Below are 15,844 nucleotides of genomic sequence, written 5' to 3'. Positions count from 1 at the left end.
CGGTGGGGACCCTGAGTTCGTGGTTGCGCGGCCGCAAGATGTCGGCTTCGGTAGTGGCCCTGTCGGTGATGGCCGGCGTGCCGCTGTCGTTCGCGGTGCTGCACGAGGGTTTCCCGGTGACGGATGTCGACCTCTCGGCCCGTGATGTGTGGGTCACCAACGGCAAGCAGCTGCTGGCCGGCCGGTTGAACCGGCAGATCGAAGAGCTCAACGCCTCGGTCAACGCCGCGTCCAGCGCCTTCGACGTGCTGCAGAACGGCGATGACGTCTTCCTCATCGATAGCAGTGTGGGCTCGATCGAACGTATCGACCCCGCCTTCACCACCCTTGGCGAACGTGTCGACGTGACGCCCGGCTCCGAGGTGCTCCACGGCGGCGACTCGATCGCCGTGATGGCCCCCTCCGGTGACGTGTGGGTACTCAACGCCGCCGGCGAACTGAGCTTCGACCCCAAAACCACCGACCCGGTGATGGAGCTCGGCGCGGGCGGTCACATCGCCGTTTCGCAGGACGGCGTGGTCTTCGGCGCATCATCGACCGAAAAGAGCCTCTTCAGCTACGACCCGTCCTCCGAAGACACGGCCCAACCGGTAGCGAATGACCTGCCGAAGCTGGGCGAGTTCCAGATTGCGGCAGTGGGGGACACCGCCGTTCTGCTGGACACGGAGAACCATCGGCTCGTTGTCGACGGTGAGAGCATTGAGGTCCCCAAAACCGCCCTGAAGTTGCAGCAGACCGGGGCCGAGAACGACGTGGTACTGGTGGCGACCACGAAGGCGCTGCTGAGGGTGCCTCTGAACGGCGGCGACATCGTCACGGTCGACGCGAAGCTGGATGCCGCCGTGACCGATCCGAAATCGGTGTCGGCACCGGTGTGGTTGAACGGGTGCGCGCACGCGGCCTGGGCGGGTGCCCAGCGTTACCTCGCCGACTGCGACGGCTCCGAGGTGTTGCGAGAGACGATCCAGCAGCCCACCCAGGGGTCGGTGCTGGAGTTTCGGGTCAATCGTGATGTGATCGCGTTGAACAACCTCTCCAACGGCAACGTGTGGCTGGTGGATTCGAACATGCGCCTGGTCGAGAACTGGGAAGAGGTCACCCCGCCGGAGGAGTCCGACGCTGAGGACGGCACCGAAAAAGCCGCCCAACAGTCCTTCGAAGACACCATCGCTGAGCGCACGAATGTGAACCGGGCGCCGCTGGCGCGCGACGACGCGTACGGGGTGCGGCCGGGCAAGACCACGGTGTTGCCGGTGCTGGAGAACGACACCGACCCCGACGGTGACGTGCTCACGGTCACCAACATCAGCGGGTTCTCCCCGTCGCAGGGCAGCCTGGATTACATCGACGGTGGCCGGGCCGTGCAGTTCACTCCCGCCGAGGATGCGGCCGGAACGGTGTCGTTCCGCTACACGGTCGCCGATGGTCGCGGCGCCGTCGCCGAGGCGCAGGTGAATGTGACCATGCGTCCGTTGGGGGAGAACCTGGCCCCGGTGTCGAACCGGGCCGGCGCCATCAGCGTGGAGCAGGGCCAGCTGGTCAGCTACAACGTGCTCTCGGACTGGATCGACCCCGACGGTGACGACATCTACCTGGTCTCCGCCTCGCCGACCACCGGTGACGGTGTGCGGTTCGGCCCGGAGGGTTTTGTCACCTTCGAATCCAAGACCGCCGAACTGGGGGTCAAGGAGGTGCAGTTCGTCATCTCCGACGGCTTGCTCACCGCCACCGGCGTGCTGACCGTTGACGTGAAGGCGGCGGGCACGCTGAACCCGGTCGGGACACCGGACTTCAGCACAGTGTTCGTGGGGGAGACGGCACTGATTGAGCCGCTCAAGAACGATGTGACTCCGTCGGGAGCCCCATTGGCGTTGATCGGGGTCAACGAGGTGCCCAACGACCTCACCGCCGTGCCGAACCTGGAACGTGGCACCATCGCCGTATCGTCGGGCAAGGCCGGCAGTTACGTCTTCACCTACAGTCTCGGCGCCGGCGCCACGTCGAGCGTCGGCCTGATCCGCGTTGACGTGATTGAGAACCCCGCGGAGATCCTGCCTCCGATCGCCGTCAAAGACACCGCTTACCTCCGCGCGGCCGAACCCGTCACGATCCCGGTGCTGGACAACGACGTCTCGCCCAGCGGCCGGGTGCTCGCGGTGCAGTCCGTGGACCTGAGCAGCACCGATGACCTCGTCACGGTCGAAATCCTCACCAACACGGTGTTGCGGGTCACCGCATCCGCGGCCCTCACGCAGCAGGTGCAGTTCACCTACACGATCAGCGACGGCGAGGGCACGTCAACCGCCGGCGTCACCGTTGTGCCGGTGCCGCCGCTGATCAAGCATCAGCCGCCCGTCGCGGTCGACGACTCCGTGAGCGTGCGCGCTGGGGACATCGTGAGTGTGTCGGTGCTCGACAACGACTACCACCCCGACTCCGCCACCATGACGGTCGCCCCCGACCTGGCCGACACCGCCGACGCCGGCGGGCTGGCCTTCGTCACGGGCAATCAGGTGCGCTACCAGGCGCCCACCGAACCCGGCGCCTACAGCATTGCGTACACGATCTCGGATGCCTTCCAGGAGACCGCGACAGCCATCGTGCGGTTCACCGTGATCGCCGTGAACGTGGCGGACAATCAGGCGCCCACGCCGCTGCCGTTGACGATGCGCACGTTTGCGGAGTCGACGATCAAGGTGCAGGTTCCGTTGGACGGCATCGACCCCGACGGCGATTCGGTGTACCTCACCGCCGTCACCTCTGCTCCCACCTTGGGCCGCATCGTGGACCAGGGCAGTGATTTCTTCATCTACGAGGCCTACCCCGGCACTGCCGGCACTGACTCGTTCACCTATCAGGTCGCGGATACCGTCGGTGCGACGGCCGAGGGCACGGTGCGGATCGGCGTGATCCCCCGCCCGGTGGCAATGCTGCCCCCGAACGCGGTTGATGACGCCATCGAGATCAAGCCCGGCCGCAATGGATCGATCCCCGTCGTCTTGAACGACTCTGATCCCAACGGGTACAAGCTGACCCTGTCGAAGAAGCTGCCCGAGGTGGACCCCGGCATCACGGCCACGGTCGACGGCAGCCGGGTGATCGTGGAGGCACCCGCCGAGGAAGGCACCTATACGCTGCGGTACGAGATCACCAACGGGCACGGCGGTGCCGATACGGCGTTTGTGCAGGTGAAGGTGACCGAGGACGCGAAGGCGCAGTACCCGGTCGCGATCGACCACTTCGTCGAGCCCGACCAGGTCCTGGCCGGCACGCCGATCGACGTCCCGGTACTCGACGGCGCGGAGAACCCGAGCGGTCTGATCGAGGACCTGGTGATCACCCTCGAGGGCCCGAACGCCGGCAACGGCGCGCTACAGGCCGACGGCACGGTTCGGGTCGAACCGTCCACCGACCGGCAGGCGATCGCGTACAGGCTCACGAACGAGCTCGATCAGCTCAGCGCCACGGCATTCATCATCGTGCCACCGCAGCCCAAACCCGTGGATCCGGTGAATCAGCCGTCCACCGAGCCCACACCAGAAGAAGAGCAGTTCCCGCCGCCGTTCCTGAAAGACATCGGCCCGCAGGTCGTCAAGATGAACGGGTCCAAGTCCTGGACCATCGGCGACATCGTCGAGGTGCCCTCCGGCCGCCCCGCGCTGCTGCTCAGCGCCACCGCGACCAACAGTGACGGTTCAAAGGTGGCCGGCGGCTCCTCGTTGAGCTTTGTGGCCGCCAGAGACTACCGCGGCCCGGCGTCGGTGACCTTCGTGGTCACCGACGGCACCGGCGCCGACGACCCCGCGGGCAACCAGGCGACCCTCACCATCCCGATCACCGTCGGCGACCCCGACTTCGAAGACGTCGCCCCCACCTTCACCCCGCCCAAAGTCACCCTCGAGGCGGGCGAGTCCGCAACCGTGGTGAACCTGCGCTCATCCAGCGGGCATCCGAACCCGGCCATCATCGAAAACCTCAGCTACGGCGCCCTGGCCGGCGCCACAGCGGATGTCGCCGCCGCCATCTCGGGGGCCAACCTCACGGTCTCCTCCCCACTCGGCACCCAACCCGGCACCAGGGTGCGCCTCACCTTCAGCGTCACCTACCGGGAGTTCACCATCCCCGGCTCGGTGGATGTCACTGTCGTCTCCTCGACCCGGGCCGTGCCGCAGGCCGTGGACGACGCCGGACCCAACGGCGCCGGCATCGAAACGACACCGAGTTCGGTCGTGCAGGTTCCCGTGCTCGACAACGACTACAACCCTTTCGCGCAGGACGGCAAACCACTCACCGTGGTGTCCGCGACGATCGAGCAGGACGTCAGCGGAGGTAAAGCGTCGGTCTCTTACACCGCGAGCGGGGTGACCATCACGACAGGACCCGGTGCCACCGGCACCCTCACCGCCGTGTACCGCATCCTCGACGCGACCAAGGACCAGGCCAGAGCCACCCAGGGACGCATCACCCTGGTCATCCGGGACCGTCCCGATGCCCCCAACGCGCCCACAGCAGCCGAGGGCAATGCCGCAGCCACCATCAGCTTCGCGGCGCCCTCCTCGAACAATTCTCCGATCACGGGCTACACCATCAGCTGGACCGGCGGCTCCAGGAATGTGACCAGCGCCGGCACCTACGACATCACCGGACTCACCAACGGACAGAGCTACGCGTTCCAGGTGACGGCCCAGAACGCCAAAGGCACCTCGAACGCCTCGGCATCCAGCAACACGGTCACCCCCTACGGAGTGCCCGGTGCTCCCGCCAGCGCCAATCTCACGGCGTCGGCCACCGGCAACGGTGCGCTCGGGCTCAGCTGGGCCGCACCGGGCAGTACCGGAGGGCGCGGGGTCAGCGGCTACAAATACGAGTGGGTCACCGGCGGCGCCGCCAACGGCTCGACCAGTGGCGCCACAACCGCCTCGGCCACCGGAACCGCGACCACGCAGTACCAGTACCGGGTGCAGGCCTGCAACCCGCGCGGTTGCGGCGACTGGACCACATCGAACGCCGCGACACCCACGACACCGCCACCGCCTCCGCCGGCCTGGGCACCGACCCACTACGGCTTCTCGGTGACCCAGCAGGCCTGCCCGGAACCGGACTCCACCTACAACAAGCCCGTCACCAACGGCAATTCGGGCTGCACCATGAACGCCCGCGGCTACCTGCAGCCCGGAACCGTGATCGATGCGATCTGCCTGTCCGTGCGCAACGGCAAGAACTGGTACTACTTCCAGATCGAAGACCGCAGCTACGACGGCTGGTTCATCCGGATCTCGGACACCAACGGCACGATCATTCCGAATTGCTGATGAACACGCACGAACGGGTACCCCTGCCCATCCGGGTGGCCCCCGTTCGCGTGTTAGCGTAAGAGCCGGTCAGGGGACAGTGCCAAAGGTCACGGCGCGATAGGCCATACTTTTTCACGTACACGCATCAACATCACATTTGGGGGAAATCGGGTGGGGACCCTCAGTTCGTGGTTGCGCGGCCGAAGGGTATCGGCATCCGTGGTGGCTCTGTCGGTGATGGCGGGCGTGCCCCTGTCGTTCGCGGTGCTGCACGAGGGTTTCCCGGTGACGGATGTCGACCTCTCCGCCCGCGATGTCTGGGTCACCAACGGCAAAGAGCTGCTGGCCGGCCGGTTGAACCGGCAGATCGAAGAGCTGAACGCCTCGGTCAACGCTTCATCGAGCACCTTTGACGTGGTGCAGGACGGCGAAGACGTCTTCCTGATCGACGGCAGCGCGGGCACCATCGAACGCATCGACCCGGCCTTCACCACCCTCGGCGAACGCGTCGACGTGGCCCAGGGGTCCGAGATCGCCTACGGCGGCGACTCCATCGCGGTGATGAACCAATCCACCGGTGAGGTCTGGGTGATCAACGCCGCCGGCGAACTGAGCTTCGACCCCAAGGCCACCGACCCGGTGATGAAACTGGGCAAGGGCGGCCACATCGCTGTCTCGCCGGGCGGCGTGGTCTTCGGCGCCTCCAAGACCGACAAGACCCTCACCCGCTTCGACCCGACGGCCGAAGAACCCGAGTCCGCCGAATCCGACCTGCCCAAGCTGGGCGAGTTCCAGATCGCGGCGGTGGGGGACACCGCCGTTCTGCTGGACACGGAGAACCATCGGCTCGTTGTCGACGGTGAGAGCATTGAGGTCCCCAAAACCGCCCTGAAGTTGCAGCAGACCGGGGCCGAGAACGACGTGGTACTGGTGGCGACCACGAAGGCGCTGCTGAGGGTGCCTCTGAACGGCGGCGACATCGTCACGGTCGACGCGAAGCTGGATGCCGCCGTGACCGATCCGAAATCGGTGTCGGCACCGGTGTGGTTGAACGGGTGCGCGCACGCGGCCTGGGCGGGTGCCCAGCGTTACCTCGCCGACTGCGACGGCTCCGAGGTAATGCGGGAGACGATCCAGCAGCCCACCCAGGGGTCGGTGCTTGAATTCAGGGTCAACCGTGATGTGATCGCGTTGAACAACCTCTCCAACGGCAACGTGTGGCTGGTGGATTCGAACATGCGCCTGGTCGAGAACTGGGAAGAGGTCACCCCGCCCGAGGAATCGGACGCTGAGGACGGCACCGAGAAGGCGGCCCAGCAGTCGTTTGAGGACACCCTGGCCGAGCGCACGAACGTGAACCGGGCGCCGCTGGCGCGCGACGACGCGTACGGGGTGCGGCCGGGCAAGACCACGGTGTTGCCGGTGCTGGAGAACGACACCGACCCCGACGGTGACGTGCTCACGGTCACCAACATCAGCGGGTTCTCCCCGTCGCAGGGCAGCCTGGATTACATCGACGGTGGCCGGGCCGTGCAGTTCACTCCCGCCGAGGATGCGGCCGGCACGGTGTCGTTCCGGTACACGGTCGCCGATGGTCGCGGCGCCGTCGCCGAGGCGCAGGTGAACGTGACCATGCGTCCGTTGGGGGAGAACCTGGCCCCGGTGTCGAACCGGGCCGGCGCCATCAGCGTGGAGCAGGGCCAGCTGGTCAGCTACAACGTGCTCTCGGACTGGATCGACCCCGACGGTGACGACATCTACCTGGTCTCCGCCTCGCCGACCACCGGTGACGGTGTGCGGTTCGGCCCGGAGGGTTTCGTGACCTTCGAATCCAAGACCGCCGAACTGGGAGTCAAGGAGGTGCAGTTCGTCATCTCCGACGGGCTGCTCACCGCCACCGGCGTGCTGACCGTGGACGTGAAGGCGCCCGGCAGCCTCAACCCCATCGGCACTCCGGACTTCACCACCGTGTTCCTGGGCGAGACCGCCCTGATCGAACCACTCAAGAACGACGTGACCCCCTCCGGTGCGCCGCTGGCCCTGATCGGGGTCAACGAAGTGCCCAACGACCTCACCGCCGTGCCCAACCTCGAGCGCGGCACCGTGGCCGTCTCCGCGAACAAGGCCGGCAGCTACGTCTTCACCTACAGCCTCGGCGCCGGCGCCACCTCCAGCGTCGGCCTGATCCGGGTGGACGTGCTGGAGAACCCCGACGACGTGCAACCGCCGATCGCGGTCAAGGACACCGCGTACCTGCGCGCCGGCGAACCGGTGATGATCCCGGTCCTCGACAACGACGTCTCACCCAGCGGCCGGGTCCTCGCCGTGCAGTCCGTCGACCTGACCGCAACCCAGGACCTCGTCACCGTGGAGATCCTCACCAACACCGTGCTGCGCGTCACCGCCGCCGCCGCGCTCACCGAGCAGGTGCAGTTCACCTACACCATCAGCGACGGCGACGGCACGTCAACCGCCGGAGTCACCGTCGTGCCGGTGCCGCCGCTGGTGAAGCACCAGCCTCCCGTCGCGGTGGACGACTCGGTGAGCGTGCGCGCCGGCGACATCGTCTCCGTTCCGGTGCTCGACAACGACTACCACCCCGACTCCGCCACCATGACGGTCGCCCCCGACCTGGCCGACACCGCCGATGTCGGCGGACTGGCCTTCGTCACGGGCAACCAGGTGCGCTACCAGGCTCCCCAGGAAGCCGGTTCCTACAGTGTCGTGTACAGCATCATCGACGCCTTCGCCGAGACCGCGACGGCCACGGTGCGGTTCACCGTCACCGCCCTGGACGATAAGAACAACCGGCCGCCCACCCCGCTGCCGCTGACCATGCGCACCTTCGCCGAATCCACCATCAAGGTGCAGGTGCCGCTGGACGGCATCGACCCCGACGGCGACTCGGTGTACCTGAAGGACGTCACCAGCGCCCCGGAGCTCGGCAGGATCGTCGAGGCGGGCAGCGATTTCTTCATCTACGAGGCCTACCCGGGCACGGCGGGAACGGATGTCTTCACGTACCAGGTCGAAGACACCCTAGGCGCCACCGCCGAAGGCTCCGTGCGCATCGGCGTGATCCCTCGACCGGTCGAACTGCTGGCGCCGAGCGCGATCGACGACGCCATCGAGATCAAGCCTGGCCGCACCGGATCGATCCCGGTCGTGCTCAACGACTCCGACCCCAACGGCTACAAGCTCACCCTCTCCGAGAAGCTGCCCGAGGTCGATCCCGGCATCATCGCCACCGTCGATGGCAGTCGCGTCATCGTGGAAACGCCCGCCGAGGAGGGCACATACACGCTGCGCTACGAGATCACCAACGGGCACGGCGGCGCCGACACGGCCTTCATCCAGGTGAAGGTCACCGAGGACGCCAAGGCTCAGTACCCCGTGGCGATCGACCACCTCGTCGAACCCGAAGAGATTCAGGCCGGCCAGGCCGTCGACATCGACGCGCTCGAGGGAGCCGAGAACCCGAGCGGCCTGATCGACGAGCTGGTCATCAGCCTGGAGGGACCCAACGCCGCCTCTGGCGCCATCCAGTCAAACGGCGTCGTGCGAGTCGAGCCCACCTTCGAACGTCAGGCGATCGCCTACAGGCTCACCAACGAGGTCGACAAGCTCAGTGCCACCGCGTTCATCATCGTGCCGGCCATGCCGGAGCCGAACACCCCGAAGCCGACTGATCCCGCGAACGCCGAACCGACGCCGGAAGAAGAGGTGTTCCCGCCGCCTTTCCTGAAGGACATCGGCCCGCAGGTCATCAAGATGAACGGCTCGAAGAGCTGGTCCCTCGCCGACATCGTCGAGGTCCCCTCCGGCCGCCCCGCCGTGCTGCTCAGCGCCACCGCCACCAACAGCGACGGCTCGAACGCCATGAACGGTTCCACGTCACTGAGCTTCGTGGCCGCGGCCGATTACCGAGGGCCCGCCGCCCTGACCTTCGTGGTGACCGACGGGACCGGTGCCGGAGACCCCAAGGGCAACCAAGCGACCCTCACCATCCCGATCACCGTCGGCGACCCGAACTTCGAGGACGTCGCTCCGACCTTCACCCCGTCCAAGGTCACCGTGGAGGCCGGCGAGGGTGCGCAGGTCGTGAACCTGCGCAACTCGACAGGACACCCCAACCCCGACATCATCCAGAGGGTCAGCTACGGATCGCTCAGCGGAACGAGCGGCGCCGTCGCCGCGACCCTCGCCGGAGCCGACCTCACCATCTCCTCACCGCTGGGCACCCAGCCGGGCGCCAAGGTGAAGCTCACGTTCTCGGTCACGTACAAGGAATTCACCATCCCCGGCTCGATCGAGGTGACGGTGGTCTCGTCCACCCGCCCCGTTCCCCAGGCCGTCGACGATGCCGGCCCCAACGGCGCAGGTATCGAAACCCGGCCGAGCACCTCGGAGACTGTGCCCGTGCTCAATAACGACTACAACCCCTTCGCCAAGGACGGCAAGCCGCTCGTGGTGATCGGCGCGGTCATCGAACAGCAGGTCGGCTCCGCTTCCGTCGCGTTCACCGGCAACGACGTCACCATCAAGACCGGCTCGGGCGCCACCGGCACTCTCACGGTGGTCTATACGATCAAGGACGCCACCGGCGACCCGGCCCGCCAGACCAAGGCCAGGATCACCTTCGTGATCCGCAACAACCCGGATGCCCCCAAGGCGCCGACCGCGGTCGAGGGCGACGGCAGCGCCACGGTGAGTTTCACCGCCCCGTCGTCGAACAACTCAGAGATCATCGACTACACCATCTGGTGGGGCGGCGGCTCCACGACAGTGAAGAGCGCCGGCACCCACGACATCACCGGCTTGACCAACGGGTCCAACTACGACTTCACCGTGACCGCCCGGAACGCCATCGGAGACTCCACGCCGTCGGCCTCGAGCCCAACCGTCACCCCTTATGGACTGCCCGGGGCGCCTGCCAGCGCCACGCTCAGGGCGCCCGGGCAGGGCACCGGGGCGCTTGAACTCACCTGGTCTGCACCCGGCAGCAACGGCGGGCGCGGCGTAACTGAGTACCACTACGAGTGGGTTCAGGGGCGTAGTGGATACCGCTATACGTCCGCCCTTTCGGCGTCCGATACCGGAAACATCGACCAGCCTGCCCAGTACCGGGTTCGGGCCTGCAACCCGCGCGGCTGCGGCGAGTGGACGTCCTCGAACACGGCGACTCCGCAACCCGAACCGCCGCCGCCCCCGCCCCGGGCGTATGTGTGCAAGGGCGCGAACGCCCCGGTGGGTAACTACGTGGAGGTTCGGTACGAGTACTTCAAACCCGGCAACCACCGGCTCACTACCGCAATCAACGGCGATTCGAGCGCGTTCACCAACATCGGGTACGACCTGAACGCCAACGGCAAGGTACGCCTCCAGAACTGGCTGGGCGTGCGGGTGGGCGGCGAGAACATCAAGGTGATCATCGGCGCCGGTGCGCCCACCGGTATCCCCGAGACCAACACCATCTCCGGCACGGCCTGGAACAACCTGGCGCCCAACACATGCTCCGGCTAACGAACGAGAACAGGAAGAACATCACATGAGCGTCACCCAAGAACAGGCAGACTGGTTCGCCGAAGCATTCGGCAAGCTCGTCGGCAACGTCGAACAGGCGATCCTCGGCAAGGACCACGTGATCCGGCTCGTTGTCGCCGCGATGCTCACCAACGGCCACGTGCTGCTGGAGGACTTCCCCGGCACGGGTAAAACCGTGCTGGCCAAGGCCCTGGCCAAGACCCTCGACGGCACCAACTCGCGCATCCAGTTCACCCCTGACCTGCTGCCGTCCGACGTCACCGGTGTCACCATCTACGACCAGGGCAAGGGCCTCTTCGAGTTCCACAAAGGACCGATCTTCGCGTCGATCGTGCTCGCCGACGAGATCAACCGGGCCAGCCCCAAGACCCAGTCCGCTCTGCTCGAGGTGATGGAAGAGGGCCGGGTCACCGTCGACGGCATCAGCCACGAGGTCGGTAGCCCGTTCATGGTCATCGCCACCCAGAACCCCGTCGAGCAGGCCGGAACGTACACGCTGCCCGAGGCCCAGCTCGACCGCTTCCTGTTCAAGACCTCGCTCGGCTACCCGGATCACGACACCGCCGTCACCCTGCTGCTGGACTCCTCGAACCGGTCCAGGGACGCCGGGATCACGCCGATCATCGCGTCCAGCTCGGTCACCACCATGGCCCAGCTGGCGTCCGAGGTGTTCGTGGACGCCGCCGTGCTCGGCTACCTCAACGAGATCGTCACCGCCACCCGCACCGACGTGTCCTCGACCCTCGGCGTGAGCATGCGTGGCGCCCTCGCCCTGGCCAGGGCGGCCAAGACCTGGGCCCTGTCGCAGGGGCGCACCTTCGTCAGCCCCGACGACATCCGCGACCTGGCCATCCCGGTGCTCGCGCACCGCATCATGGTCGACCCCGAAGCCGACTTCGCCGGCGTCACCGCCGAAGACATCGTCAGCCGGATCCTCGTCGAGGTGGCCCCGCCCGCCTTCCGCGCAGCATGAGACGGGCCTCCGAGCGCGGGCCCGTCAGGATCTCACCGGCCAGACACGCCCTGAGATCGGTCGGTCGCGCGCTCGGGGCCGGTGCCTCCCACGCCTGGCGGTTGCTCCGCCAGGTGCTCGCCGTCGTGCTGGGGCGCATCCGCCCCGTCGTCGATGTGATCGGCCCGGCCGGCCGGTTGGTGCTGCTCTGCGCGGTCACCGCGTTCATCGTGAGCGCCGTGTTCGGCTGGGTGGAATTCACCTACCTGGCGACCACCCTGCTGGCCGCCGTGCTCGTTGCCGTGCCGTTCATCATCGGTCGGGCCACCTACGCCGTCGAGCTGCAGCTGAACCCGCACCGCGTCGTCGCCGGCGAACGGGCCCTGGGGCAGATGACCGTCACGAACTCGGGGGAGCGCGCCCTGCTGCCCGCCCGCATGGAACTTCCCGTCGGCACCGGGCTGGCGGAGTTCGTCATCCCCGGGCTCGCACCGGCCGCCGTGCACGACGAGCTGTTCGCCGTGCCCACCCAGCGCCGCGCCGTGATCGTCGCCGGCCCCGCCGTCTCGGTGCGCGGTGACCAGCTGGGCCTGATGCGGCGCACCGTGCGCTGGACCGAGGCCGTTGAGCTGTTCGTGCACCCGGTGACCACCCGGATCGCCTCCTCGGCCGCCGGCCTCATGCGTGACCTCGAGGGTGAGGTCACCAAGAAGATCACCAGCGACGACATCTCCTTCCACGCCCTGCGCGCGTACGAGCCCGGCGACCCGCTGCGCAATGTGCACTGGCGCACGTCCGCCCGCACCGGGCAGCTGATGGTGCGTCAGTTCGAAGAGACCCGGCGCACCCAGCTCACCATCGTGCACACCTCCGAGACCGCGTACTACGCCTCGGACGAGGAGTTCGAACTCGCCGTGTCCGTGACCGCATCGCTGGCGCTGCAGATCATCCGCGACGGCACCGGCCTCAGCGTGGTCACCGAGAAGCTCGCCCTGCGCACCGCGACCCCGGTGTCCCTGCTCGACGACACCTCCAGGATCGACGCCGTGTCCGGCCTCTTCCCGAGCCTGCGGGAATTCGCGCGGGCCGCCACCCGGCGCCTGCCGCCGCCCAGCGTGGTCATGATCATCGCCGGTTCGCTGATGGACCTCACCGAATTCCGGGCCGCGCAGACCCTGTTCGGTAAGGACGCCACCACCCTCGCGTTCCGTATTAACCCCGGGGCGCAGTCCCGGCTGTCCACGGTGTCCGGCCTCACGGTCGTCACCATCGGCGATCTGGCCGACCTGCCCAAACTTCTCCGACGGGTACACCGATGAGCCGCTTCACCCGCCCCCGTCCGACAACGCGGGCCAGGACCGCGCCGGCAGCCAGGCCACGCCCCGACCGGCCAGCGGGACTGCGCGCGGCCTGGCGGCCGTTCCCGCGGGCCGCCTGGACCGACGTCGCCGTGCTGAGCCTGCTGTCGTTGCTGGGCGTGCTGGGCCTGGAGACCTCCTTCGGCGACTACAACTTCCTGGTCGCCGGCCTCGGCGGACTGATCGTGGGAACCGGAATCGCCGTGCTCGGCTACGCACTGCGGCTGGGTGTAGTCACCAGCGTGCTCGCCGCCATCCTGGCGTACTTCCTGCTCGGCACGCCGTTCACCATGCCCGGCGAAGCCCTGCTCGGCGTGTTCCCCAGCATCTCGTCCACCGCCGGCCTGGCGTTGGGCGCGGTCTTCGGCTGGAAGGACATCGTCACCCTCGGCACGCCCGTGGAAGCACCGTATTACATGCCGGTGCTGCCCTACTTCGCGGCCTGGTTGATCGCCCTGGTCGGCACCATGCTGGCCAGCCGGTGGCTGCCCGGCCGCCGGCGCACAGTCTGGCGCACCGGTGTTCTCCTGATCGGGCCGGTCCTGCTGTATCTGACCGGCATCCTGATGGGCACCGACAAGACCTTCTACGCGGGCCTGCGCGGTGTTGCCTTCGCCGTTGTCGCCATCGTCTGGATCGGCTGGCGCCGCACGAAAGTGGAACGCGCGGATGCCGCGGGCGCAGCTCGGCTGCTGCGACGCAAGCTTCTGGGCACCGCCACCCTGGTCGTCGGAGCCGTGCTGATCGGCGCTCTCGTCGGCGGTGTCCTGGCACCGGAGACCAAGGACCGATTCGTGCTGCGCGAGGAGATCCAGCCGCCGTTCGATCCGCTCGAGTTCCCGAGCCCGTTGGCCGGCTTCCGGCAGTTCACCAAGACCCTCGCTGACACCCCGCTGTTCTCCGTGACCGGAATGCAGCCCGGAGAGACCCTGCGGCTGGCGAGTATGGATGCCTACGACGGCAAACTGTGGAATGTGGCCGCCGCGGACACCCTGGTGAACGGCTCCGGCAGCTTCCGCCTCGTGGGCCGCACCATCCCCGAACCGGCCTTGGTCACCAGCAGTGCGAACAGCACCGTCACCGTCGACGTCGTCGGGTACGAAGACGTCTGGCTGCCGGTGATCGGGTATCCGGCCACCGTGGACTTCGACGACGCGGGCAGCCAGGAGGAGGCCGAGACCCTGCGCTACAACGCCGATAGCGGCACCGCCGTGCTCACCACCGGTGTCGAACCCGGTTATGAGTACACGGTGAACGCCATGCTGCAGCAGACCTACCGGGATGAGGACCTCCAGGACGTGCCCGTCGCCGACGTCACCCAGCCTGCGGTCGAGAACATCCCCGACGTCGTCGTGGCCAAGGCCATCGAGTACGCCGGCACGGCCGATACTCCCATCGACAGTCTCCGGGCGATCGAACAGGCGCTCAAGACCAAGGGGTTCCTCAGCCACGGCCTGGCCTCTGACGGCATCCCGTCCAGGGCCGGCCACGGCGCCGACCGTATCAACGAACTGTTCACCCGCACCCAGATGGTGGGCGATGAGGAACAGTACGCCGCCGCGATGGCCCTGATGGCCCGCAGCCTGGATTACCCGGCCCGCGTGGTGATGGGCTTCGCGCCCGATGTGCCCGAGGACGCCGGCACCGTGGAGATCACCGGAACCGACGTGACGGCCTGGGTGGAAGTGGCCTTCGAAGGCGTCGGCTGGGTCGCGTTCTACCCCACCCCTGACCAGACTGACGTTCCGCAGGACCAGACCCCCAAGCCCAAGACCGAGCCCCAGCCGCAGGTGCGTCAGCCCCCGCGCATGGACAACGAAGCCGACGACCTGCTGACCGCCGTCGAAATCGACGACACCAAGGACGAGGACAAGGACAAGGACTTCGAGCTGCCCGGCTGGGCCTGGATCGTGATCGGCTCGATCGGCATCCCGCTGATACTGATCGGTGTCCCGTTCCTCGTCATCGCCGCGCTGAAGTCCCGCCGCCGCCGCAATCGCCGAACCAAGGGGACCGGCGATGAACGCGCCGCCGGAGCCTGGTCCGAGCTGGCGGACGGCTTTGCCGAGCTTGGTTTCGAGGTGCCACGCGCGTCGAGCCGTCGTCAGGTGGCCGTCAGCCTGGAAGCGCAGCTGGCCGCCCAGCTGCTCAGCCCCGACGGCACCGGGGAGATCGTCGACGCCGCGGAGTTCGTGGCGCCGCACCGGCTGGTGCCGGTAGCAGCTTCCGTCGACAGCGCCGTGTTCGGCGGCGAGCAGGTCAGCGACGAGGTCGTGGAGAGCAATTGGACGGCGGCACTGGCCTGCCTCGCCACCGCGGGGGAGTCCGCCGGGCGCCTGCGCCGGATTCTCGCCAGGTTCAGGCTCCGCGCCAAGCGGGACTGGAGCCAGGTGAACCTGCGCGGCAGCCGTGGCCCCGGCACGGGCCGAAGGTAGAGTTGCACCGTGGAAAATCCGGACTTCATTGTTCCCCCGCCGGGCATGTTTCGCTCGAAAGACGCTGAGGCTGACGCCGAGGTCGACGAGGAATCAACGGCGCGGGTGCCGCACAAGAACCTGATCGGCGCCATCCCGCCGGCGCCAGGGGGTGGCGCTCCGATGGTCGCCGACAATGCGGCGCCGCCGACCGGCCCGCCGATGCCCACGGTGGGAGCCGCCCCGCTGGCCGGTGCCCCCGCGGTCGCGCCGCCGGGGGCC

Annotated in this window: 7 protein-coding genes and 1 pseudogene; 7 read left to right on the top strand and 1 reads right to left on the bottom strand. The window is 67.7% G+C overall.

The features are described from left to right. The first annotated feature begins 2 nt into the window (after window positions 1–2). Together E3T19_RS06620 and E3T19_RS19610 are read left to right on the top strand one after the other, a co-directional pair. Complete coding sequence (locus E3T19_RS06620; RefSeq protein ID WP_134408389.1) at window positions 3–5,312, top strand: Ig-like domain-containing protein; 5,310 nt, start codon at window positions 3–5, stop codon at window positions 5,310–5,312. A 219-nt stretch (window positions 5,313–5,531) separates the two neighbouring features. Next, window positions 5,532–8,615 (top strand): annotated as a pseudogene (locus E3T19_RS19610) (cadherin-like domain-containing protein); the annotation flags it as partial. Window positions 8,616–9,874: 1,259 nt separating this feature from the next. Here E3T19_RS19610 and E3T19_RS19605 read toward each other — a convergent pair. Further along, entirely contained in the window at window positions 9,875–9,994 is a 120-nt protein-coding gene (locus tag E3T19_RS19605) for a hypothetical protein (RefSeq protein ID WP_370294260.1), read from the bottom strand. Here E3T19_RS19605 and E3T19_RS19600 point away from each other — a divergent pair. The 5 genes from E3T19_RS19600 to E3T19_RS06595 all read left to right on the top strand — a co-directional run. After that, complete coding sequence (locus E3T19_RS19600) at window positions 9,939–10,817, top strand: fibronectin type III domain-containing protein (RefSeq protein ID WP_370294259.1); 879 nt, start codon at window positions 9,939–9,941, stop codon at window positions 10,815–10,817. The two genes, E3T19_RS19605 and E3T19_RS19600, sit on opposite strands and share 56 nt — an antisense overlap. A gap of 25 nt (window positions 10,818–10,842) precedes the next feature. Next, the gene (locus E3T19_RS06610) at window positions 10,843–11,811 is read left to right on the top strand and encodes a MoxR family ATPase (RefSeq protein ID WP_088456515.1); all 969 of its coding nucleotides are present in this window, start codon (window positions 10,843–10,845) and stop codon (window positions 11,809–11,811) included. Window positions 11,812–11,912: 101 nt separating this feature from the next. Continuing rightward, window positions 11,913–13,109: a DUF58 domain-containing protein gene (locus E3T19_RS06605; protein WP_166788810.1), complete on the top strand. Its 1,197-nt coding sequence runs from the start codon at window positions 11,913–11,915 to the stop codon at window positions 13,107–13,109. Next, window positions 13,106–15,583, top strand: a complete 2,478-nt coding sequence (locus tag E3T19_RS06600; RefSeq protein ID WP_134408386.1) for a transglutaminase domain-containing protein — start codon at window positions 13,106–13,108, stop codon at window positions 15,581–15,583. The genes E3T19_RS06605 and E3T19_RS06600 overlap by 4 nt, the downstream gene beginning before the upstream one ends. Window positions 15,584–15,592: 9 nt before the next feature. Beyond that, on the top strand, window positions 15,593–15,844 hold a 252-nt coding region (locus E3T19_RS06595), incomplete at its 3' end, for a hypothetical protein (protein ID WP_198418771.1).

Origin of the sequence: Cryobacterium sp. TMT4-31 (assembly GCF_004403385.1) — a bacterium.
Classification (GTDB): domain Bacteria; phylum Actinomycetota; class Actinomycetes; order Actinomycetales; family Microbacteriaceae; genus Cryobacterium; species Cryobacterium zongtaii.
This window is presented reverse-complemented; position numbering and strand designations above follow the sequence as displayed.